Source organism: Cribrihabitans pelagius (genome assembly GCF_048820915.1).
Taxonomy (GTDB): Bacteria; Pseudomonadota; Alphaproteobacteria; order Rhodobacterales; family Rhodobacteraceae; genus Cribrihabitans_A; species Cribrihabitans_A pelagius.
In genome coordinates, this window is record NZ_JBMERR010000009.1 from 109,976 (window position 1) to 132,520 (window position 22,545).

The following is a 22,545-nucleotide window of genomic DNA, read 5'->3' on the forward strand; positions in this document are numbered from 1 at the left end:
GACCGAATATGCGCGCTAGTCCAGCGTATCCGCAAGCCAGTTCTTGATAAGGAAATGCGCAATGGCGCCCTCACGCGCGGGCTTCATCTCCTGGTGCGAGCCCGCAAATACATCCATCATCTCCTGCCGCGGAACCCAGCGCGCATCCTCGATTTCGGTGCGGTCGATGGTGAGCGCCTGACCAAGCGCCTCCCCGGCGCAGCCGAACATCAGCGACATCGGGAAGGGCCACGGCTGGCTCGACAAGTAGCTGACCGCGCCGACTTCGACGCCGCATTCCTCGAAGGTTTCCCGTCGCACCGCCGCCTCCAGCGTCTCGCCTGGCTCGACAAAGCCCGCCAGCAGCGAATAGACGCCCTCGGGCCAGCCGGGCGAGCGCCCCACCAGCACGTCATCGCCATGGGTGATGAGCATGATCACCACCGGATCGGTGCGCGGAAAATGCGGTGTCCCGCAGACCGGGCAAAGCCGCTGCCAGCCCGCCTGAACCACCCGGCTGGGCGCGCCGCAAGCGGCGCAGAAGCGGTGGCTGCGGTGCCAGGACAGGAGCGCCTTGGCGGTGGCCGCGATCTCGGCGTCCAGGGCAGGCAGCAGCGCCATCACTTGGCGCAGATCGGCAAAGACCTGGCCCTGCGGCAGATCCGGGTGCTGCGGGCCGAAGCTGCCGGGTGTGTCCTCCGCGGCCGCCTCCGGCTGCCAGCCGCTGAGCATGCAGGCAAAGCGCGGCGCACCTTCGGGCGTGTGGCCAAGGAACAGCGCCTCGGCGCGGGCGGCCTCTGCCAGCGGGTGGCCGGGGGCGGTCCAGGCCAGCACGGCACTGCCGCCGCCGGGGGCGGGCGGACAGATCAGCGGCTGGCCGCGCCACACCAGCAGCACTGCCGCCTCCGGGTGCCGCCAGGCCGCGTCCAGTGCCGCCGCGTCGCCGCGCAGATGCGCGCTGCGCTGCAAGCCGCCGCCGCCGAATGTCACCAGTTCCGCGCGTTTCATCGCTGCTCCTGCCTGTTGCTCCGGTCCGCACGGGGCGCTGCCTTTGGTCCAAGATCGCCACCCTGCCTGCCGCCCGCGGCAAAGGCCAGAAGCCCCGGCCGACGCGCCGCGGCCTGTCGCCGCAGGGCCACAGGCCGCCAGGCGTTTTTGCGCTGATTTTCGTTGATTTGAAGCCGCCGCGCCTCAGTTGCCGGTTTGGCTTGCTGAAAAAAGTTAACGCGGCCGCGACGGCGGGTTTGCAATTCCTGCAAACGCTGATCCAAATGGGAGCGGAATAACAGGGCGTGGAGCAGCGCCGGCAAGAAACAGGGCGCGCAAAGCGCCGGCAAAAGATGAACAGGGCGGGCCGTGCTGACTGCAATCGAAAGATGGTGACACAGGCGGGAAAGACCGGGGCCGCGCAGCCCGGCTTGCTGCGGGTGCTTGCGACAACGGATCTGCATTGCCACCTGCTGAGCTGGGACTATTACGCCGAACGGCCCGATCCCGTCACCGGCCTGTCGCGGGTGGCGAGCCTGGTGGCAGAGGCACGGGCCGAAGCGCAGGCGCGCGGCGGCGCTTGCCTGCTTGCCGACAATGGCGACGCGCTGCACGGGGCACCCCTCGGCGATACCGCGCCGGTGCGCGGCCGCCCGCATCCGCTCGCACGTGCCTTTGATGTCATGGGCTATGACGTGATCGGCCTCGGCAACCACGATTTCGACGCCGGGCTGGAACCGCTGGCTGCCGCGCTCGGCGCGATGCGCTGCCCTGCCGTCTGCTCCAACCTCACCGCCGCCGACCCGGCCGAACGGCTGCCCTTCGTGCCGGCCACGGTGCTGGAAAAGACGCTGCCCGGCCATCCCGGCCTGCCGCCGGTACGGATCGGTGTGCTGTCGGTGCTGCCGCCGCAGACGCTGGCCTGGGCTGCCGAAGTGCTGCAGGGCCGGCTTGCGGCGGAGGGCATCCTGGCAGCCGCGCAGGCCGCGGCGGCGCGGCTGAGGCGCGACGGCTGCGATCTGGTGCTGGCGCTGGCCCATACCGGCGCAGGCAGCCCCGGCGGCGAGGATGCGGCGGAAAACGCACTGGGCCCGCTGACGCAGATCGCCGCGATCGACGCCATTGTCGCAGGCCACACCCACCTGACCCTGCCGGACCCGGCCCGGCCCCACGATAAGCCTTATAACAAGCCGGTGGTAATGCCGGGCGCGCATGGCTCGCACCTGGGGCTGATCGATCTGCAGCTGCGCCACGCAGACGGCCGCTGGCAGCTCACCGGGGCGGAGGCGGCGCTGCGTCCCGTTGCCCGCCACGGCGCGGGCGGGCAGGCCGAGCCGCTGGCCCCCGAGTCGCCGGAACTGGTGGCCGCCCTCTCCGAGGATCATGCCCGCACCCGGGCGCAGATGGCGCAGCCGGCCGGAGCCAGCCCGGTGGCAATCCATTCCTATTTCACCTTCTTCGCCCCCGACCGCAGCCTGCAGCTTGCCGCCAGTGCCCAGGCCGCGGCGCTGCGCCCCCTCCTGCGGGGTACGGCGGCGGCCGGGCTGCCGCTGCTGTCAGCCGCCGCGCCCGGCAAGTTCGGCGGCCGCTCCGGCCCGCAATCCTATACCGACATCGCCGCGGGCGGGCTGTCGATGCGCAACATCGCCGATCTCCAGGTCTTCCCGAACGAGCTGCGGGTGGTGCTGGTGAGCGGCGCGCAGCTGCTTGACTGGCTGGAGATGTCCGCGGGCCTGTTCAACACACTCACACCCGGCAGCCGCGGCGCCCCGCTGGTGGATCCGGAGCGGGCCGGGCACAACTTCGACGTCATTTTCGGCGTGGATTACAGCATCGACGTCTCGCAGCCGCCGCGCTTCTCGGCGGGGGGGCTGCGCATCAACCCGCAGGCCCGCCGCATCTGCGCGCCGCGCTGGAACGGTGCGCCGCTGCAGCCCGGGCAGCAGTTTGCAGTGGCAGTAAACAGCTACCGGATGAACGGCGGCGGCAATTTTGCGGTGTTGCGCGAAGCCGCCCAGCTGCCGCTGCCGCCCCTGCGCATCCGCGACGCGATCCAGAGCTACATTGCGGGCCGCCTGCCCGGCGGGCCGCTGGCGGGCGCGCCCTATCCCTGGCGGCTGGCGGCGCTGCCGGGAACCGAGGCCGCGGCATTCACTGGGCCGGGGGCGGAGAAATACCTGGACGAGCTGCCGCCGGGCCTCGCCGTGCCGCGCGGCTATACCGGGCGGGGGTTTCTGGAACTGGCGCTGAACCTCTGACGCCATCCTGGACGCGGCCTTAAAGTGGCCTGAACCGGCTATTGTCAATCAGGCGCGGCCTCCTTATATGGGGATTCGAGAGGTTGGCGCGGGCAGGCGCCTCGCCAACCTGGTCAGGTCCGGAAGGAAGCAGCCACAACGAGTCCCGCTTGGGTCGATGTCCAGCCTCTCACCTTTTTCCCCGCCACCGATTGTGCGCCGTCCCGTTTCCCCCGCGAGGGAAGCGGCCCGGAAAACACGTGTATTCCGGGCCGGAATTCGCCCCGGATTCCGGCGCCGCCTTTAAAAACGCCCGTTGTCGGCCGGGTAGACGCCGAGGATTTCCACGTTGGTGGTGAAATAGTTCAGCTCATCCATCGCCAGCTTCACGTTGGCATCGTCCGGGTGGCCGTCGATATCTGCGTAGAACTGGGTCGCGGTGAAGGAGCCGTCGACCATGTAGCTTTCCAGCTTGGTCATGTTGATGCCGTTGGTGGCAAAGCCGCCCATCGCCTTGTAAAGGGCCGCAGGGATGTTGCGCACCTGGAACACGAAGCTGGTGATCATGTTGTGGGCGCCGCGGCGGGCATAATCCGGCTCCCGCGACATGATCAGGAAGCGGGTGGTGTTGTCGCCGTTGTCCTCGATATGGCGCGCCAGCACGTCGAGCCCGTAGATCTCCCCTGCCAGCTCGCTTGCCAGCGCCGCCACATGCCTGTCGCCCGCCTCGGCCACGTCGCGGGCGGCGCGCGCGTTGTCCGGGCTCACCCGGCCGGTGATGCCATGTTCGCGCAGGAAGCCGCCGCATTGCGGCAGCAGCACCAGGTGCGACTTCGCCTCCCGGATATCCGCGAGCCGCGCGCCGGGCACGCCGAGGAGGTTGATGTGCACCCGCACGAAGGCCTCGTCCACGATGTGCAGCCCGCTGTGCGGCAAGAGCCGGTGGATATCGGCCACACGGCCATAGGTGGAGTTCTCCACCGGCAGCATCGCCTGCTCCGCGGCGCCGCTTTTCACCGCCTCGATCGCGTCCTCGAAGTTGCGGCAGGGCAGGACCTCCATGCCGGGGCGGGCATTGCGGCAAGCCTCGTGGCTGTAGGAGCCGAGCTCCCCTTGGATGGCGATCTTGCGGGTCATGGGTGTGTTCCCCGTGCAAAACTTCAACAAATGGGCGTTTCGTCGCGTTGTCTATACCTTGCCACTTGGGAGGGGAAGCCTTAGACAGCCCGGCAGACAGCTAAATGGACTCGCGATCATGTTTGACACGATGACCCTTACCAAAGCGACCGCAGGCGTCTGCGGCGCGTTCCTGGTTCTCCTTCTGGGCAAATGGGGCGCCGAAGCGCTCTATCATGTGGATAGCCACGGGGAGGCTGCCTATGTGATCGAAGTGGCCGACGCCGGCGGCGCCGGGGAAGCGGAGCCCGAAGTCGATTTTGCCGTCCTGATGGCCGAAGCCGACGTCGCAAAGGGTGCGAAGGTCTTCAAAAAATGCTCGGCCTGCCACAAGCTGGACGATGGCGCCAACGCCACCGGCCCCTACCTCTACGGCGTAGTTGGCCGCGGCATCGCCTCGGTGGACGGCTTCGGCTATTCCGCCGCGCTGGAAGGGCTTGAGGGCAACTGGACCGCAGAAGAGCTGGACGCCTTCCTGGCCAAGCCCTCCTCTTACGCCTCCGGCACCTCGATGAGCTTTTCGGGCCTGAAGAAACAGGCGGACCGGGTGAACCTCATCGCCTATCTGGACACGCTGGACGACTAAGCCCGGCTGCTGTCTGGCTGCGTATCGCAAGGCCGCTGCCCGCACCGGGCGGCGGCTTTTTCGTGCCAGCGCTGGGGTTTGCGCCTGCCCCAGCGGCAGGCAGCGCCATTCCGCCACCCTTCACGGGAAGCTTGTTCAATCCGGGCTTGAATGTGACGCCGCGCGGCCTTTAGCTTGGGGCAGGAAACAGAACGCCGCCCGGACAACGGCGCAGGCAATGGAGGTGCTGGCAGATGACCACCGCTCGAACCGCACGGACCGCGGCGCAGGCGCGCGCCGTGCCGGCGCAAACCCCGGCCAAGGGCCTCACCGCGCTGATGTTCGGCCTGATCCTCGCACTGGCCGCGGCCACCCTGGCCCGGGCCGAGGAGGCGATCATCAAGGCGCATGGCTTTGCCGAGTTCGGGGAGCTCAAGTACCCCGAAGGCTTTGACCATTTCGACTACGTCAACCCGGAGGCCCCCAAGGGCGGCGAGCTGTCGATCTCCGCGGTCGGCACCTTCGACAGCATGAACCCCTACACCCGCAAGGGCCGCGCCGGGGCGCTGTCCTCGGCGCATTTCGAAAGCCTGCTGGTGGAATCCTACGACGAGCCCGGCGCCTACTACGGGCTCTTGGCCGAAAGCCTGGAATACCCAGAAAGCCAGGACTGGGTGATCTTCAACCTTCGCCCCGAGGCGCGTTTCTCCGATGGCACGCCGGTGACCGCCGAGGACGTGGTCTTCTCCCACAACATCCTGCTGGACCAGGGCCTGCAATCCTACGCCGAAGCGGTGCGCAAGCGCATCCCCAAGGCCGAGGCGCTGGGCCCGCACCGGGTGAAGTTCCACTTCTCGCCCGATTTCCCGCGCCGCGCGATGATCACCCAGGTCGGCGGCACGCCGGTGTTCTCCAAGGCCTGGTTCGAGGCCGATCCCGAAAACCGCCGCCTGGACGAGCCGCGGCTTGACCCCGGCATCGGTTCCGGGCCTTATGTTCTGGAAGACCTCGACATCAACCAGCGCATCACCTACCGCCGCAATCCGGACTACTGGGGCGCGGATCTGAACGTGAACGTGGGCCGCCACAACTACGACCGCATCCGGATCGAGTATTTCGGCGACAGCGTCGCCGCGATGGAGGGCTTCAAGGCCGGCGTCTACACCATGCGCCCCGAGAACAACTCCAAAAGCTGGGCCACAGCCTATGACTTCGACGCCGTCGCCGCGGGCCATGTGGTAAGGGACGAAATCCCCGACGGCAACGTGCCCGCCGCCAATGGCTTTGTGATGAACCTGCTGAAGCCCAAATTCCAGGACATCCGCGTGCGCGAGGCGATGCAACTGGCTTTCAATTTCGAGTGGACCAACGAAAGCCTGCAATACGGGCTGTTCAGGCAGCGCCATTCCTTCTGGCAGGACAGCGCGCTGGAGGCCAAGGGCCTGCCCGAGGGCCGCGAACTGGAAGTGCTGGAGGCGCTGGGCGATCAGATCGACCCGTCGATCCTGACCTCGGAGCCGGTGATGGCGCATGCCTCCAACGCTTCCCGCCCCGGCGACCGCAAGAACCTGCGCCGCGCGATGAAGCTGCTGGACGAAGCAGGCTGGGCCGTTGGCGATGACGGCATGCGCCGCAATGCGCAAGGCAAGGCGCTGAAGGTCGAATTCCTCGCCGACAGCCCCACCATCGAACGCATCGTGCAGCCCTATGTTGCCAATCTGCGCAGCATGGGGGTGGACGCCGCGCTGAGCCGGGTCGACTACGCCCAATACACCAGCCGCCGCCGCGAGAAGGAGTTCGATATCATCTCCGCCGCTTACCCGATGGCGCTGGAGCCCTCGACCGGGCTTTACCAGCAGTTCGGCTCGGAAGCGCATAAATTTTCCGTCTTCAACCCCGCAGGCCTGGCCGATCCGGCCGTGGACACGCTGATCGGCAATATCGTCGAGGCCAAAACCCAGGAGGAGCTGCACGCCAATGCCCGCGCGCTCGACCGGGTGCTGCGCGCCAAGCGGTTCCAGGTGCCCGCCTGGTATCTGGACGTGAACTGGATGGCGTACTGGGACATGTACCGCTATCCGGAGAACCTGCCGCCCTTCGACACCGGCATGCTCGACATCTGGTGGATCGACGCCGTCCGCGAGGCGGAACTCAAAGCCGCCGGCGCGCTGCGGTAAGGACCCCTCATGGCCGCCTATATCCTGAGACGCCTCTTGCTGGTGATCCCGACGCTGTTCGGCATCCTGGTGGTGAATTTCGTGCTGGTGCAATTTGTGCCCGGCGGGCCGGTGGAGCAGATCATCGCGCAGCTGGAAGGCGGCGGTGACGTCTTCGAAGGCTTCGCCGGCGGCGGCGGCGATGCCGGCACCGAAACCATCGGCGCCAACGAGAACTACGCCGGCCGCCAGGGCCTGCCGCCCGAGCTGATCGCCGAGCTGGAACAGCAGTTCGGCCTCGACAAGCCGCCGCTGGAACGGTTCGTCACCATGCTGTGGAACTACATGCAGTTCGATTTCGGAGAAAGCTACTTCCGCAAAATCGAGGTGACCGAGCTGGTGCTGGAAAAGATGCCGGTGTCGATCTCGCTCGGCCTGTGGTCGACGCTGATTGCCTATCTGATCTCGATCCCCATGGGCATCCGCAAGGCGCTCACAGACGGCTCGCGCTTTGACACCTGGACCTCGGGGCTGATCATCTCGGCCTACGCGATCCCGGCCTTCCTGTTCGCGATCCTTTTGCTGGTGCTGTTTGCCGGCGGCTCCTACTGGCAGGTCTTCCCGCTGAGGGGCCTCACCTCCGACAACTGGGAGCAGTTGAGCCTCCTCGGCAAGATCGGCGATTACTTCTGGCACATCGCCTTGCCGGTGCTGGCCTCCACCATTGGCGCCTTCGCGACGCTGACGCTGCTGACCAAGAACTCCTTCCTGGACGAGATCAAGAAACACTACGTGATGACCGCCCGTGCCAAGGGGCTGAGCGAGAACCGGGTGCTCTATGGCCATGTCTTCCGCAACGCGATGCTGATCGTGATTGCGGGCTTTCCTTCGGTCTTCATCGGCATCTTCTTCTCCGGCTCGCTGATCATCGAGACGATCTTCTCGCTCGACGGGCTTGGCCGGCTGGGGTTCGAGGCGGCGGTGGCGCGCGATTATCCGGTGATCTTCGGCACGCTGTTTATCTTCGGCCTGATGAGCCTGGTGGTCGGCATCCTGTCGGACCTGATGTATGTGCTGGTCGACCCGCGCATCGACTTCGAGAAGCGGGAGGGCTAAGGCATGGCGCTTTCCCCCCTCAACCAGCGCCGCTGGAACAACTTCCGCCGCAACAAGCGCGCCTTCTGGTCGATGATCATTTTCACCGTGCTCTTCGTTCTGTCGCTGTTTGCCGAGTTTATCGCCAACGACAAGCCGATCCTCGCCAGCTACCGCGGCGAGCTCTACGCGCCGGTGTTCAACTTCTACCCCGAGACCACCTTTGGCGGCGATTTCCAGACCGAGGCGATCTACAGCGACCCCGAGGTTGAATGCCTGATCCGCTCCGGCGGCATCGAGGATTGTTTCGACACGCCCGATGAGATCCTCGAAGAGATCGCCGCCGGCACTTACGCGGCCGAGGGCTTTGCCGAGGGCTGGACCCTCTGGCCGCCGATCCCCTACAGCTTCAACACCACCGTGGACCGGCCCGGTGCCGCGCCGCTGCCGCCCAGCGGGCACAACCTGCTGGGCACCGACGATACCAAGCGCGATGTGCTGGCGCGGGTGATCTACGGCTTCCGCCTGTCGATCCTCTTCACCCTGATCGTGACGGGTGCCGCCACCGTGCTCGGCATCCTCGCCGGTGCGGTGCAGGGCTATTTCGGCGGCTGGGTGGATCTGCTGTTCCAGCGCATCATCGAGATCTGGAGCTCCACCCCGACGCTTTACGTCATCATCATCATGTTCGCGATCTTGGGGCGCAGCTTCTGGCTGTTGGTGTTCCTGATGGTGCTGTTCGGCTGGACCGCGCTGGTCGGCGTGGTGAGGGCCGAGTTCCTGCGCGCCCGCAATCTGGAATACGTGCGCGCCGCCAAGGCGCTGGGGGTCGGCAACATGACCATCATGTTCCGTCACATGCTGCCGAACGCTATGGTAGCGACGCTGACCATGATGCCGTTCATCGTGACCGGCACCATCTCGGCCCTCGCAGGCCTCGATTTCCTCGGCTTCGGCCTGCCGTCCTCGGCGCCCTCCCTGGGCGAGCTGACGCTTCAGGCCAAGCAGAACCTGGAGGCGCCCTGGCTCGCCTTCACCGCGTTTTTCACCTTTGCCATCATGCTGTCGCTCCTCGTGTTCATCTTCGAGGGCGTGCGTGATGCCTTCGACCCGCGGAAGACGTTTGCATGAGCGAACCCGGCGCCATTAAAGTGTCCTGCCCGGCGGCACGCCGGGCAGTGCCCGGCCGCCCCGTTTTGCCGGAGGCAAACCTCCGGTTTGACGGGCGGGCACTTCGTTTCCGCCCGCGGCCGGGCACTGCCCTCAACGCAAATTTGCCCGGGAAGACGTCATGACCACGACAAACGCCCCCCTCCTGAACGTAAAAAACCTCCGCGTCTCCTTCCGCCAGGACGGCAAGCTGACGCAGGCCGTGCGCGGCGTCTCCTTCTCGGTGGGGCGCGGCGAGACTGTCGCGCTGGTGGGCGAGAGCGGGTCGGGCAAATCCGTCTCCGCGCTCTCCACCGTGTCGCTGCTGGGCGACAGCGCCCAGGTCGAAGGCTCCGTCACCTACAAGGGCGTTGAGATGGTCGGCGCCAGCGAGAAGCACCTGATGAAGGTGCGCGGCAATGACATCAGCTTCATCTTCCAGGAGCCGATGACCTCGCTGAACCCCTTGCACACCATCGAGCGCCAGCTCTCGGAATCGCTCGCGCTGCACCAGGGGCTGGCCGGGCAGGCGGCGCGGGCACGCATTCTGGAACTGATGGAGAAGGTGGGCATCCGCGACGCCGAAAGCCGGCTGGGCGCCTACCCGCACCAGCTGTCGGGCGGCCAGCGCCAGCGGGTGATGATCGCCATGGCGCTCGCCAACAAGCCCGACATCCTGATCGCCGACGAGCCGACCACCGCGCTCGACGTCACCATCCAGGCGCAGATCCTCGACCTCCTGGCGGAGCTGAAGGAGAGCGAGGGCATGGGGCTGCTGTTCATTACCCATGACCTCGGCATCGTGCGCCGCATCGCCGACCGGGTCTGCGTGATGAGGGACGGTGAGATCGTCGAGGAAGGCCCGGCCGCCGGGATCTTCGCCAACCCGCAGCACCCCTACACCCGGAAACTCCTCGCCGCCCAGCCCACGGGCCACCCGCCGCCAATCCCCGAAGGCGCAGAGGAGCTGGTCACGGCAGAGAATCTCAAGGTCTGGTTCCCGGTGCAGAAGGGGCTGCTGAAACGCACGGTCGGCCACGTGAAGGCGGTGAACCCCGTCAGCCTGTCGGTCAGGGCGGGGGAGACGCTGGGCATTGTCGGCGAAAGCGGCTCGGGCAAGACCACACTGGCGCTGGCGATCATGCGGCTCATCGCTTCCGAAGGTGCTGTGGCCTTCCAGGGCCAGGACCTGCGCAAGTGGTCGACCAGAAATTTGCGCCGCCTGCGCAAGGACATGCAGATCGTGTTCCAGGATCCCTTCGGATCGCTCAGCCCGCGGATGACCTGCGCGCAGATCATCTCCGAAGGGCTCGCGATTCACAAGGTCGACCGCCACCGCAACCCCCGCGAACTGGTGGCCGAGGTGATGCAGGAGGTCGGGCTCGACCCGGCGGCGATGGACCGCTACCCGCATGAATTCTCCGGCGGCCAGCGCCAGCGCATCGCGATTGCCCGCGCCATGGTGCTGCGCCCCAAGCTGGTGGTCCTGGACGAGCCCACTTCAGCGCTGGACATGACGGTGCAAGTGCAGATCGTCGACCTCTTGCGCGACCTGCAGGCGCGCTACGGGCTGGCCTATCTGTTCATCTCGCACGATCTGAACGTGGTGCGGGCGATGTCGCATCATGTGATGGTGATGAACCAGGGCGATGTGGTGGAGACCGGCCCGGCCGAGGCGCTGTTTGCCGCGCCCCGGGCCGATTACACCCGCAGGCTGCTGGCCGCCGCGGTCTGACGCGCGGCGGCCGGGCCGTGGTTGTCTTTCCGGCCGGCCGCGCTGCCCCCGCGGGCATAATCCGGTTGTTCAGAAAGTCGCGGATTTGTGATAAGTTCACTAAATGAACACAACCACGATGGATCTTCTGGACCAATTCGCCGCCGCTGAGGGCGACGCTGACTGCTGGCGGATTGCCAACGCAGCGATGGCGGGGCTAGGGGCTTCGGCCGTGAACGTGGCCGAGGTCGGCATCGGCAGTCCGGAGCTGTTCTGGTGGAAAAGCTCGATGAGCCAGCAGGTTGTGAGCCACTACGTGGAGAAGCGGTTTCAGGAGGTCGACTATTTCGTCACTCAGGCCGGGCAAGCGAACTACACGCCCGCGATGCTGCCCGGCATGACGGAGCGCAGCAATACCGAGTGCCCCAGGTTCCTCGACCTGAACCGGACGCTGTATGACGCAGGTTTCACCTTTGGGTATGTGCAGCATTTCTCCGGCGCCGCGCCGGGACGGTGCAAGCTGGTCACCTTCTGCTCGGGAGAGGACCCGCGGACCTTCAAACCGGCGCAGCTGCATCGAATCCGCACCGCGGCGATGGCGGTTGCCGCCTTTGTCGGCCCGCCCGGCGGCGGTGACCCCGCGGCAGTGCCGCTCGGGCCTGCCGGGGCAGCGGCGCAGGCGGACGACGGAGTCAGCCTGACCGGGCGCGAACGGCAGGTGCTGGCCCTGCTGGCGGACGGCTTCCTCAACGCCGGTATCGCCCACCGGCTGGACATCGCCGAGGTCACGGTGCGCAAGACGCTGCTGTCGGCGCGCCGCAAGCTGGGTGCAAAGACCCGGGAACAGGCGCTGGCCCAAGCGATCCAGCTCGGCCTGCTGGATGCAGCCGGCGGGTGAAGCGGCCTTAAAAGACGGGCCGGAACCAGGTTCCGGCCCGCATCTTGGTAAAGGTTCTGGTGCTTGCAAATTCCTCTGCGGCACGGGCGGTGAAGGACCCCGCGGCCGGCTGGCGCCCCCGCAGCGCAGCCCGGACTGACCATGTCCGGAGCCTTTGCTGCTGAAGATCGGGAAGCTGCCCGGGGCCGCAGGCGTGCATCCTGTCGGCCAATCGTGCAATCACCCCCCTGACGCCCAATCAGTCTAGCCGCGCACCGGCCTGAGCATCCACCTATCGATACCGATAAGGTACCGTAAAAGTTGTGCCGCACCAGCCCGTTAAGGGCCATTTAGGAACGCTTCAGACTGCCGGGCTGTGCCCCGCCGGATGCACCGCGTAGGCGTCAAAGCTGCGCGCGATCATCCGGGTAAGCGGCCGAGCCTGCGGCGGGATCGCCAGGCCTTGCGCCGTGCGCGAGAGCAGGCCCGGAAACGCCGCCTCCGCCGCGTCCATCAGCTGGTCGAGCCGGTCCGCTGCGGCAGCGCCGAACCGCGCCAGAACCGCAGCCCGGCTGATCCGGAAATCGCACATCAAGGCTTCGATCAGCGTGCCGCGCAGCACATCCTCGCCTGCGAACGCATGGCCCTGCGCGGTGGCGAGCCGCCCGGCCGTGACCGCGCGCGCATAGTCCGAAGTGGCGGACGCGTTCTGCGCATAGCCTTGCGGAAAACGCGAGATCGCTGAGGCGCCGATCCCGATCAGCACCTCCGCCGGATCGTCGGTATAGCCCTGGAAGCTGCGCCGGAGCCGCCCCGCGCCTTCCGCCTGTGCCAGCCCGTCTTCGGGGCGGGCAAAATGGTCGATGCCGATCTCCCGATAGCCATCCCAGCGGAACAGCCGCCGGGCAGTCTCGAACAAGTCCAGCCGCGCCTCGGGCGTGGGCAGCTGGTCGGTGCGGATCATCCCCTGCCGCCGCGCCATCCAGGGCACATGCGCATAGCCGAGAACTGCCACCCGGTCCGGGCTCAGCGACAACAGCTTCTGCACGCTGGCAGTGAGCCGCGCCGGGGTCTGCTGCGGCAGGCCAAAGAGGATATCGGCGCTGAGGCTTTTGACGCCAAGTGCGCGCAGCTGCCCGATCACCGCGCGGGTCGTCCCGAAGCTCTGCACCCGGCCGATCGCTTGCTGGATCTGCGGGTCGAAGTCCTGCACCCCGACCGAGGCGCGGGTCATCCCCGCCGCCGCCAGCGCCTCCAGCCGCCGCGGGCCGCAATCCGTCGGGTCGACTTCCACCGAGAACTCCGCGCCCGGGGCCAGCGGCAGCACCGCGGTGATTCGCCCGGCCAGCTGCGCGATCATAGCGGCATCGAGAATCGTCGGCGTGCCGCCGCCCCAATGCAGCCGCGCCAGCCGCACCCCCGCGGGCAGCCGGGCTGCGACAATCGCCAGCTCGGCCTCCAAGAGCCGGAGGTAGGCCGCCACCGGCTCCATCGACCGGGTGCCCTGTGTGCGGCAGGCGCAGAACCAGCACAGCCTGCGGCAGAAGGGCACATGCACGTATAGCGAGATCTGCGCCCCCTCCGGCACCGCCTCCAGCCAGCCGCCGGTCTCAGCCGGGCCAATGGCGGCACTGAACTGCGGGGCGGCCGGGTAGCTGGTATAGCGCGGCACCCGGGCGTCGAAGAGTCCCAGCCGGGCCAATTGTGATTTCTGATCCATTCCTTTAGCCTAGGCGGCGCTTGCCGAGGCAGGCTTTGACCCAGATCAAGCGGACCCTTTCCCCCTATCCCGAACGGACCTCGCCCATGAATGCCCCTGCTTTCACTCCTTCCAACTGCGGCGATTGCCCGATCCGGCACAGGGCGGTCTGCGCCCGCTGCAACGCCGATGAGCTGGAAGCGCTCGACGCGATCAAATACTACCGCAGCTTCGAGGCCGGCCAGCCGGTGATCTGGGCCGGGGACGAGATGAACTTCGTGGGCTCCGTGGTCTCCGGCATCGCCACGCTGACCCAGACCATGGAGGACGGCCGCACCCAGATGGTCGGCCTGCTGCTGCCAAGCGATTTCGTCGGCCGCCCGGGCCGCGCCGGCGCGGCCTACAATGTCGTGGCGACCTCTGACGTGGTGATGTGCTGCTTCCGCAAGAAACCTTTCGAGGACCTGATGGCGCACACGCCCCACATTGCCCACCGGCTCCTGGAGATGACGCTGGATGAGCTGGACGCCGCGCGTGAGTGGATGCTGGTGCTGGGCCGCAAGACCGCGCGCGAGAAGATCGCAAGCCTCCTCTTGATCATCGCCCGCCGCGACGCCTCGCTGACGCCGCAGGGAGCCACGGACTGCGCCGTGTTCGACCTGCCGCTGACCCGAGAGGCGATGGCGGACTACCTCGGGCTGACGCTGGAGACCGTAAGCCGCCAGATTTCGGCGTTGAAGCGCGACGGCGTGATCGTGCTCGAGGGCAAGCGCCACGTCACCGTCCCCGGCATGCGCCGCCTGATGGAGGAAGCGGGCGACGACAGCGACGGCGGCTACCTGATCTGACCCGTGGGCCGGGTGCCGGGCAGGACGTAACGCAAGACGTGCGCCGCCGCTGCGAGCGCGTCCTGTGCCCCGGTTTGCCGCCCTAAGCAGCGCTCCGCCGCACCGCAGGCCCTCCCGCGCCCGCGCAGGCCCGGCTGTGCCGGACCCGCTGGCGGCCTTGGGCCGCGCACCGCGATGCGGCGCCCGGCGCGGCGGGCCGGGGGCTTTGCCAAGAGCCCCGGTGCCGGGCGGGAGGGCTCCGGTGGCTCCGGGGCAGGCGCGTGCCGGGGACCCGGCCCTCCGGCTTCAGTCGCGCGCGGATAGCCTTAGTGCGCCATCAGCACCGGGATGCGGGCCTGTTCGAGCATGTTGCGGGTGGCGCCGCCGAGGATCGCCTCGCGGAAGCGCGAGTGGCCGTAGGCGCCCATCACCATCAGATCGGCATCGGTGTCGGTGGCGTGGCGGATCAGCACGTCGGAGACCCGCGGCATCGTCTTCGACAGCACGTCGATCTCGCAGGTGACGCCGTGCCGGGCCAGCATCTGCGCCAGGAGGCCGCCTGGGTCCGAACGCTCCGGCCCGTGCCGTGGCGGGTCGATCACCACGATCCGAACCACCGCGGCGCCGGTCAGCAAGGGCAGCGCCTGGCGCACGGCCGCCATCGCCTCGACGCTTTCGTTCCAGGCCACCAGCACCGTCTTGGGCTGGCGCAGCACGGTGGCTTCATCCGGGACCACCAGCACCGGCGCACGGCCCTCGAACAGGGCCGCTTCGACCAGCGGCTCGGCCTCGGCGCCCACGCCCGGCCCGTAGGGCTTGCCCAGCACGACGAGGTCCGAAAACCGTGCATGGCGCGCCACGTGGCGGCCGAGATCGGCGATCTGCGCGATGCCGCTCTGGGTGGAATAGGCCACCCCCGCCGCCTCCAGCCGCGCCTCGGCGAAGGCCTTGACTTCCTCGGCCTCGGCATTGGCGCGGGACATGGTCTCCTGCAGGATCAGCGCGCTGGAGCCTGCGTAGTAATAGCCGGTCTGGCTGCGGTCGACGCCAAGGCAGAGCGCCTCGGCATGGCCGCCGGACATCCCGGCCAGCGCGGCGGCCTGGGCCAGCGGGGCAGCGGCGGTGTCCACCGCCGTCAGCACGGTCAGCAAGGATTTGTAGGACATGGGCATCTCCCGGGCGGTTCGGTTTTGCTGCGGGCAGCGTCAGAGGCGCATTGTGGACCCGCAGCCGCTGCTGAAGCTGTCTCACATCCGACCGGGCCAAGTCTTGATGCAGATCAAGGCGGCAAGCCCGGCCGTTTTGCATGAAGGGCGCGGACTAAATCCTTCCCGCCGCCGCCAGGCTTCAGCGGGACGCGGCAAAGGGACGCAAGATGTCTAATTATATCAAGCTGATAGCGCTTGGTCTGGTCACGCTGTTTGCAATGATCGCGACCAATTACGCGCGGGATCTGGCCTACCAGGTGCATGCGGTCATCGTGATGATCGTGGCTGGCGGGCTGTTTCTTTACACTCTGCGGCAAACCGATGAGCCGGCACTGGCCGCGGCCGCCCCGCAGAACGAATATTTCGACAGCGTGGTGCGCGCCGGCGCCATCGCCACCGCCTTCTGGGGCGTCGTCGGTTTCCTGGTGGGCACCTTCATCGCCTTCCAGCTGGCCTTTCCGGTGCTGAACTTCGACTGGGCTCAGGGGCTCGCGAACTTCGGCCGCCTGCGGCCGCTGCATACCTCGGCGGTGATCTTCGCCTTTGGCGGCAACGCGCTGATCGCGACCTCCTTCTACGTGGTGCAGCGCACGTCCGCGGCGCGGCTCTGGGGCGGGAACCTCGCGTGGTTCGTGTTCTGGGGCTACCAGCTGTTCATCGTGCTGGCAGCGACCGGCTACCTGCTGGGCGGCACCCAGTCCAAGGAATATGCCGAACCCGAATGGTACGTCGACCTGTGGCTGACCGTGGTCTGGGTCGCCTATCTGGCCATCTACCTGGGCACCCTCATCAAGCGCAAGGAACCCCACATCTACGTGGCGAACTGGTTCTACCTGTCCTTCATCATCACTGTTGCGATGCTGCATGTGGTCAACAATCTGACCATCCCGGTCTCGATCTGGGGCTCCAAGTCGGTGATCGTCTGGCCCGGGGTGCAGGACGCGATGGTGCAGTGGTGGTACGGCCACAATGCGGTGGGTTTCTTCCTGACCGCGGGTTTCCTGGGCATGATGTATTACTTCATCCCGAAGCAGGCCGAACGCCCGGTGTTCTCCTACAAACTGTCGATCATCCACTTCTGGGCGCTGATCTTCCTGTATATCTGGGCGGGCCCCCACCACCTGCATTACACCGCGCTGCCGGACTGGGCCTCGACCCTTGGCATGGTGTTCTCGGTGATCCTGTGGATGCCTTCCTGGGGCGGCATGATCAACGGTCTGATGACGCTTTCGGGCGCCTGGGACAAGCTGCGCACCGACCCGGTGATCCGGATGATGGTGATCTCCGTTGGCTTCTACGGCATGTCCACTTTCGAAGGCCCGATGATGTCGATCCGCGCGGTGAATAGCTTGAGCCACTACACCGACTGGACCATCGGCCACGTGCATTCCGGCGCGCTCGGCTGGAACGGCATGATCACCTTTGGCGCGCTCTACTACCTGGTGCCGGTGCTGTGGAAGCGGGAACGCCTGTATTCGCTCAGCCTCGTCTCCTGGCACTTCTGGCTCGCCACCATCGGCATCGTGCTCTACGCCGCGTCGATGTGGGTGACCGGGATCATGGAAGGCCTGATGTGGCGCGAAGTGGACGCCAACGGCTTCCTGGTGAACTCCTTTGCCGACACCGTGGCAGCGAAGTTCCCGATGTATGTGGTGCGCGGATTGGGCGGGGTCATGTTCCTCGCTGGCTCCCTCATCATGTGCTGCAACCTGTGGATGACCGTCCGCCGGGCCCCGGCCAAAGAGGCCAGCCTGTCGGTTCCGGTCCCGGCTGAATAAGGAGGGCCGGAGAGATGGCAATTCTCGACAAGCACAAGATCCTCGAGACCAACGCGACCCTTTTGCTGATCTTCAGCTTCCTGGTCGTGACCATTGGCGGCCTGGTGCAGATCACCCCGCTGTTCTACCTGGAAAACACCATCGAGGAGGTGGAGGGCATGCGTCCCTACACCCCGCTCGAACTGGCGGGCCGCGAGGTCTACATCCGGGAAGGCTGCTACGTCTGCCACAGCCAGATGATCCGCCCGATGCGCGACGAGGTGGAGCGTTACGGCCATTACTCGCTCGCGGCGGAATCGATGTACGACCGGCCGTTCCAGTGGGGCTCCAAGCGCACCGGGCCGGACCTGGCCCGCGTCGGCGGCCGCTACTCGGACGAGTGGCACGCCGACCACCTGCGCGACCCGCAGGCGGTGGTGCCGGAATCGGTGATGCCGAAATACGGTTTCCTGGAGGACACAAGGATCGACGGCGAATATATCGGCGACGTGATGGCCGCCAACGCCATGCTGGGCACCCCCTACAGCGACGAAATGCTGGAGGCCGCCCAGGCCGACTTCCGCGCCCAGGCCGATCCCGACAGCGAATTCGACGGGCTGCTGGAACGTTACGGCGAGAGTGTGAACGTGCGCAACTTCGACGGCCAGCCGGGGGTTTCCGAGGCCGATGCGCTGATCGCCTATCTGCAGATGCTGGGCACGCTGGTCGACTTCTCGACCTTCACCCCGGATGCAAGCCGGTAAGGGAGAGACAGGATGGAACTCTACACGCTCCTGAGGGAATTTGCCGACAGCTGGATGCTGCTGGTGCTGTTCCTGGTCTTCCTCGGCATTGTGGCCTGGGCCTTCCGCCCGGGCAGCAGCAAGACCCACAAGGACACCGCGAACATCCCGTTCCGGCATGAAGACGCGCCAGCGCCCGGCCCGCTGGCCGGGGCTCCCGCCGCAGACAAGGAGGCGAGGGAATGAGCAAGAAGTCGCAGAAGTTCGAAGGCGATCCGAACACCACCGGCCACGAATGGGACGGGATCGAGGAATTCGACAACCCGATGCCGCGCTGGTGGCTGTGGACCTTCTACGCCACCATCATCTGGGGGGTGATCTACACCATCGCATACCCGGCCTGGCCGCTGGTCAACTCGGCCACCGCGGGGATCCTGGGCTGGTCCACCCGCGCCGACGTCGCGGCCGAGATCGCCGCGGTGGAGGACGCCAACGCGCCAATCAATGCCCGGCTGGAGGCGGCCGACCTGGTGGCCATCGCGGATGATGCGGAGCTTGGCGGCTACGCGGTGTCCGCCGGTGGCGCCGTGTTCAAGACCTGGTGCGCCCAGTGCCACGGCTCCGGCGCGGCCGGCGCCAAGGGCTACCCGAACCTTCTGGACGACGACTGGCTCTGGGGCGGTTCGATGGAGGAGATCCACGCCACCATCGCCCACGGCATCCGCAACGAGGACAGCGCTGATGCGCGCTACTCCGCGATGCCCGCCTTCGGCCGCGACGAGCTGCTGGAGAAGGCCGAGATCAGCCAGGTGGTAAACTACGTGATGTCGCTGTCAGGCACGCCGCGCAACGCTGATGAAGCCGCGGCCGGAGAGACGCTCTTTGCCGACAACTGCGCCTCCTGCCACGGCGAAGACGGTACCGGCGACCGCGCCCAGGGCGCGCCCAACCTGGCGGATGCGATCTGGCTCTACGGCGGCGACTACGACGCATTGATGCAGACCGTGACCAACTCGCGTTTCGGCGTGATGCCCGCCTGGAACACCCGCCTGACCGAAGCGCAGATCCGCGCCGTCTCCGCCTATTTGCACCAGCTGGGCGGCGGCGAGTAAGCCCGCACTCTGCAACAAGAAAAAGGGGCCGCACATTGCGGCCCCTCTGCCATTCATGGCGCAGCCGCCCTGCTCCGGTTCAGAACATGAACATCGCCCGGACGTGCAGGGTGCCGAAGTCGACGTCGTTGCCATCGGTGCCGAAGTCGTCGAACTTGTGATACTGAAGCTCGCCGCCGATCACCCAGTTTTCGGTCACCCGGTGATCGTAGCCGAGGCCGATGACATAGCCCGGATCGTCGAAGTCGATATCGGTGACGCCGGACAGCCCGTCGAAGTTGGTGTAGGCGACGCCGAGCGAGCCGTAGATCAGCGCCTCGCCCAGATCATAGCCCGCCCGGACCTTCAGCCGCGCAATCCCGTCGAAATCGCCCGTCGCGGTGGGCGAGTTGATCGACAGATCCGCAAAATCATATTGCAACTCGGGCCCGACCACCCATTCGCCCAGGTCCCAAAGATAACCGACGGTGAAACCGCCGACGACACCATCGGTATCGAGATCGTCCAGCACGCCGAGATCAAAGTCGCCGGTCCCGTAACCGAGCTGGCCGCCCACATAGCCGCCCTCCCAATCGCCTGCAAAACTTGCGGAGGCCGTGGCGGCGGACAGGATGACTGCGGTGCAAAGAGAGCGTTTCATGGGGCGTATACCTCTCAGACGAAAAAAGGGGGTCACGCGGTGCGGGTGCACCCGGTGCCATGAGCAGGAAGATAGCGCATGCGCCGCGAAGAACAGGGCGCAGAGCGGCGGGCTTCCGTTCGCGGCACGATATCGGCATAAAGCCGCTGACCGGCAGGCGGAAACGCGCCGGAGGCGGCCGCGCCGGGCGCAGCCGGCCCTGCGGGCACCGGTCCGGTTTCTTGCGCTCCAGGGTTTTTCCGCAGGGCCGGCCGCCGCCAAAATGACGCCTCCCGCCCCTTGAAAACCGCCGGACGGGCCTCCCATTTTGAGCGCAGACGCCTCCCCATCGCCGCAAGGCACCGCAGCGGGCAAAGGGCAGGAAACGGACGTCGATTGCGCGGCCCGGGGCAAAGGCACCGGCCCATCCTTGGAAAGGTTTCACGTGTTTGATATCTGGCTTCCGCTTCTGGGCGGGCTTGGGCTGCTGATCCTTGGCGGCGAGTTTCTGGTGCGCGGCGCGGTGCGGGTGGCGGAGCGCTTTGGCGTGTCGCCGCTGGTGATCGGCCTGACCCTTGTGGGCTTTGGCACCTCGGCGCCGGAACTGGTAACCTCGGTCCGTGCGGCGCTTTCCGGCGCGCCCGGCATCGCCTATGGCAATATCGTCGGCTCCAACATCGCCAACATCCTGCTGATCGCGGGCCTCTCTTCGCTGATCGCGCCGATCGCGGTGCATTCGGCGGCGCTCAGGCGCGACGGGACAGTGATGCTGGCGGCAGCGGTGGTGTTTGCAGCCATGGCCGCCCTGATGCCGGTCACCCGCACTGCCGGTATCTTCTTCGTGCTGGCGCTGGCGGGCTATATCCTCTTTGCCTTCCGCCAGGAGCGCACTGCAACGGCGGCAGCGGTGTCTGCCGGCGGTCCCTCGGGCGGGGTTGACGGCCCCGCCGCGGCTGACCGGGCTGAGGGCCATGGCGCGGTATTTGAGAAGGCGGCGGCGCTGGAAACCCTGGATCCGGCGCTGGCCCCTGCGGACCCGGCGCCCGCGCCTGCGGACCGGCCGGGCCTGTGGCCCTCGCTGGCGGCCGCGCTGGCCGGTCTTGCCCTGGTGGCGGCGGGCGGCGGCTTGCTGGTCGGCGGCGCGGTGCAGCTGGCCCGCTCGCTGGCGGTTTCGGAAACCGTGATCGGCCTCACCATCGTCGCCATCGGGACTTCGGCGCCGGAACTGGCAACCTCGGTGACGGCGGCGCTGCGGCGCCAGGGCGAAATGGCCTTCGGCAATATCGTCGGCTCCAATATCTACAACATTCTCGGCATCGGCGGCGTCACCGCGGCCATCGCGCCCTCGCCGGTGCCCGCGCAGATCGTGGGGTTCGACAACCCGGTGATGCTCGTGGTGTCGCTGGCGCTGATCGGGATGGCCTGGACGGGCATGCGGATCTCCCGGCGCGAGGGCGGGCTGCTGCTGGCGGGCTACGGCGCCTACCTCTGGTGGCTCTGGCCCGCGGCCTGAGCCTTCGCGGCATCCGCCAGCGTCTCGGGCTTGCGCCCGGCCTGCGGCGGGCGGATGCCCAGGCCCTGGCGGTCCTTGAGGCTGCTCCAGAGCGCAATGCAGCTCCAGCTCACCACGTAGACCACGCCCCCCGCGATCACCGCCCAGCCGGGCAGCGGGCCGATCTCGGCCCGCTCCAGCGCCTGTGCGAAGGACTGGAGCGGCGCCGGGTGCACCGCGATCTTGCCGGCATAGGCCAGCGTCTGGATCAGCAGCACCCACAGGTAGTTGCGCTTGATCCGCCGCCCGATCGACTGCAGCAGTGTGATATGGTACTCGGGCCTGTTGTAGTCATGCGCGAGCACCTTCTGCCAGTTTTCCTCCAGGTGCAGGTCGCCATCGTGCAGCATCGGCGCGTAGAAATGCTTCTCCAGCCAGCGCGCGCGGGCGCGGAAGACATTGTAGAAGCGGTAGCGCCGCGCCTCCAGCATCAGGAAGAAGATAATCAGAATCCCCACCAGGATCAGCGGCAGCGGCGAGGCCTCGGGCGAGGAATAGGAGATCGACAGCGCAACCCCAAGCGTCACCACCGCCCAATTGGTGGTGATGTCGAGCCGCGTGCGCCACATCACACTGCGGTAGACCTCGCCGCGGTAAAGGTGCGCCAAGGCCCCGATCTCGGCTGCCGACAGCGGCGCGCGCCCGTCCGGCCCGCCCAGTTCATCTTCGCCCTTTGCCATGGGACAGAAGTAGTTTTTTCAAGGAATTGGGCAAATCCGCGCCGCCGTTTGATCCCAATCAAATCGCCGTCTGTCCGGCGGCGCTAGACAGGGCGCGAAGCAAGCGCTGTCCGGGCAATCCATCCTGTCTCCCGGCAGCCGTGTTTCCCGGCGGGCCGGCGTGCAGGCAGCCCGGCGGGTCTGCGCCGGCTTTCCGATCTGTTCGCGCGTTTACCGGAAAGCCGGCGCTTTTTTCAGGAGCTGTCCGCAAGCGGCGCATTGCCGCCGCGCGGCGGCGAACCAGCTGAATGTAAGCGGCGGTTTATTCCTGCCGATCCCATACTCCTTCCCGGCGGAGCGCCCGGCGGAGCGCCCGGCCTCTGCCAAATCGCCGCCGCGCGGGCGCGCAGCGGCGAAACTTGGCGCAGTGTTGA

The 22,545-nt window shown here is 67.0% G+C and carries 19 protein-coding genes and 1 other RNA gene; 14 read left to right on the top strand and 6 right to left on the bottom strand.

Annotation, left to right across the window (positions count from 1 at the left end; genetic code table 11):
- Positions 1-15: 15 nt before the first annotated feature.
- Positions 16-987: an NAD(+) diphosphatase gene (nudC, locus tag ACOHX0_RS10185; protein ID WP_420676569.1), complete on the bottom strand. Its 972-nt coding sequence runs from the start codon at positions 985-987 to the stop codon at positions 16-18.
- 368 nt (positions 988-1,355) lie between these two features.
- On the opposite strand from nudC, the gene ACOHX0_RS10190 reads away from it, so the two are divergent.
- Positions 1,356-3,224: a 5'-nucleotidase C-terminal domain-containing protein gene (locus tag ACOHX0_RS10190; RefSeq protein WP_420676570.1), complete on the top strand. Its 1,869-nt coding sequence runs from the start codon at positions 1,356-1,358 to the stop codon at positions 3,222-3,224.
- Between the two features lie 76 nt (positions 3,225-3,300).
- Positions 3,301-3,399, top strand: an RNA gene (gene ffs / locus ACOHX0_RS10195) — signal recognition particle sRNA small type.
- Positions 3,400-3,506: 107 nt separating this feature from the next.
- Here the strand turns inward: ffs and ACOHX0_RS10200 are convergent.
- Positions 3,507-4,340: a prephenate dehydratase gene (locus tag ACOHX0_RS10200; RefSeq protein ID WP_420676571.1), complete on the bottom strand. Its 834-nt coding sequence runs from the start codon at positions 4,338-4,340 to the stop codon at positions 3,507-3,509.
- Between the two features lie 118 nt (positions 4,341-4,458).
- On the opposite strand from ACOHX0_RS10200, the gene ACOHX0_RS10205 reads away from it, so the two are divergent.
- From ACOHX0_RS10205 to ACOHX0_RS10230, 6 genes are all read left to right on the top strand, one after another.
- Entirely contained in the window at positions 4,459-4,965 is a 507-nt protein-coding gene (locus ACOHX0_RS10205) for a c-type cytochrome (protein ID WP_420676572.1), read from the top strand.
- Between the two features lie 233 nt (positions 4,966-5,198).
- Complete coding sequence (locus tag ACOHX0_RS10210; protein ID WP_420676573.1) at positions 5,199-7,121, top strand: extracellular solute-binding protein; 1,923 nt, start codon at positions 5,199-5,201, stop codon at positions 7,119-7,121.
- A 9-nt stretch (positions 7,122-7,130) separates the two neighbouring features.
- On the top strand, positions 7,131-8,216 hold the full coding sequence (locus ACOHX0_RS10215) for a microcin C ABC transporter permease YejB (protein ID WP_420676574.1): 1,086 nt from the start codon (positions 7,131-7,133) through the stop codon (positions 8,214-8,216).
- Between the two features lie 3 nt (positions 8,217-8,219).
- Entirely contained in the window at positions 8,220-9,326 is a 1,107-nt protein-coding gene (locus tag ACOHX0_RS10220) for an ABC transporter permease (RefSeq protein WP_420676575.1), read from the top strand.
- Positions 9,327-9,486: 160 nt separating this feature from the next.
- Positions 9,487-11,079 (top strand): ABC transporter ATP-binding protein, encoded by a 1,593-nt coding sequence (locus ACOHX0_RS10225; RefSeq protein ID WP_420676576.1) that lies wholly within the window; start codon positions 9,487-9,489, stop codon positions 11,077-11,079.
- Between the two features lie 103 nt (positions 11,080-11,182).
- Positions 11,183-11,956: a helix-turn-helix domain-containing protein gene (locus tag ACOHX0_RS10230; protein WP_420676577.1), complete on the top strand. Its 774-nt coding sequence runs from the start codon at positions 11,183-11,185 to the stop codon at positions 11,954-11,956.
- A gap of 340 nt (positions 11,957-12,296) precedes the next feature.
- Here ACOHX0_RS10230 and hemN read toward each other — a convergent pair whose 3' ends face one another.
- Positions 12,297-13,655 (bottom strand): oxygen-independent coproporphyrinogen III oxidase, encoded by a 1,359-nt coding sequence (hemN, locus tag ACOHX0_RS10235; RefSeq protein ID WP_420676578.1) that lies wholly within the window; start codon positions 13,653-13,655, stop codon positions 12,297-12,299.
- A gap of 86 nt (positions 13,656-13,741) precedes the next feature.
- Here hemN and fnrL point away from each other — a divergent pair, with 86 nt between their 5' ends.
- Positions 13,742-14,482, top strand: a complete 741-nt coding sequence (fnrL, locus tag ACOHX0_RS10240; protein WP_420676579.1) for a transcriptional regulator FnrL — start codon at positions 13,742-13,744, stop codon at positions 14,480-14,482.
- Between the two features lie 305 nt (positions 14,483-14,787).
- Here the strand turns inward: fnrL and ACOHX0_RS10245 are convergent, their stop codons facing one another.
- On the bottom strand, positions 14,788-15,627 hold the full coding sequence (locus ACOHX0_RS10245) for a universal stress protein (RefSeq protein ID WP_420676580.1): 840 nt from the start codon (positions 15,625-15,627) through the stop codon (positions 14,788-14,790).
- Positions 15,628-15,836: 209 nt separating this feature from the next.
- On the opposite strand from ACOHX0_RS10245, the gene ccoN reads away from it, so the two are divergent.
- The 4 genes from ccoN to ccoP are packed head-to-tail and all read left to right on the top strand — an operon-like array spanning position 15,837 to position 19,281.
- Positions 15,837-17,447 carry a cytochrome-c oxidase, cbb3-type subunit I gene (gene ccoN, locus ACOHX0_RS10250; protein ID WP_420676581.1) on the top strand — a complete coding sequence of 537 codons (1,611 nt, stop codon included), beginning with the start codon at positions 15,837-15,839 and terminating at the stop codon, positions 17,445-17,447.
- 14 nt (positions 17,448-17,461) lie between these two features.
- Positions 17,462-18,190, top strand: a complete 729-nt coding sequence (ccoO, locus tag ACOHX0_RS10255) for a cytochrome-c oxidase, cbb3-type subunit II (protein ID WP_420676582.1) — start codon at positions 17,462-17,464, stop codon at positions 18,188-18,190.
- Positions 18,191-18,202: 12 nt separating this feature from the next.
- Positions 18,203-18,415: a cbb3-type cytochrome c oxidase subunit 3 gene (locus ACOHX0_RS10260; protein WP_420676583.1), complete on the top strand. Its 213-nt coding sequence runs from the start codon at positions 18,203-18,205 to the stop codon at positions 18,413-18,415.
- Positions 18,412-19,281, top strand: coding sequence for a cytochrome-c oxidase, cbb3-type subunit III (gene ccoP, locus ACOHX0_RS10265; RefSeq protein ID WP_420676584.1), 870 nt, complete (start codon positions 18,412-18,414; stop codon positions 19,279-19,281). The genes ACOHX0_RS10260 and ccoP overlap by 4 nt, the downstream gene beginning before the upstream one ends.
- A 79-nt stretch (positions 19,282-19,360) precedes the next feature.
- On the opposite strand, the gene ACOHX0_RS10270 is transcribed toward ccoP, so the two are convergent.
- The gene (locus tag ACOHX0_RS10270) at positions 19,361-19,921 is read right to left on the bottom strand and encodes an outer membrane protein (RefSeq protein ID WP_420676585.1); all 561 of its coding nucleotides are present in this window, start codon (positions 19,919-19,921) and stop codon (positions 19,361-19,363) included.
- A 424-nt stretch (positions 19,922-20,345) separates the two neighbouring features.
- Here ACOHX0_RS10270 and ACOHX0_RS10275 point away from each other — a divergent pair, with 424 nt between their 5' ends.
- Positions 20,346-21,413 carry a calcium/sodium antiporter gene (locus tag ACOHX0_RS10275; protein WP_420676586.1) on the top strand — a complete coding sequence of 356 codons (1,068 nt, stop codon included), beginning with the start codon at positions 20,346-20,348 and terminating at the stop codon, positions 21,411-21,413.
- On the opposite strand, the gene ACOHX0_RS10280 is transcribed toward ACOHX0_RS10275, so the two are convergent.
- A complete protein-coding gene (locus ACOHX0_RS10280; protein ID WP_420676587.1) occupies positions 21,383-22,132 on the bottom strand; it encodes a DUF2270 domain-containing protein in 750 nt (249 codons plus the stop codon). The two genes, ACOHX0_RS10275 and ACOHX0_RS10280, sit on opposite strands and share 31 nt — an antisense overlap.
- Between the last annotated feature and the right edge of the window lie 413 nt (positions 22,133-22,545).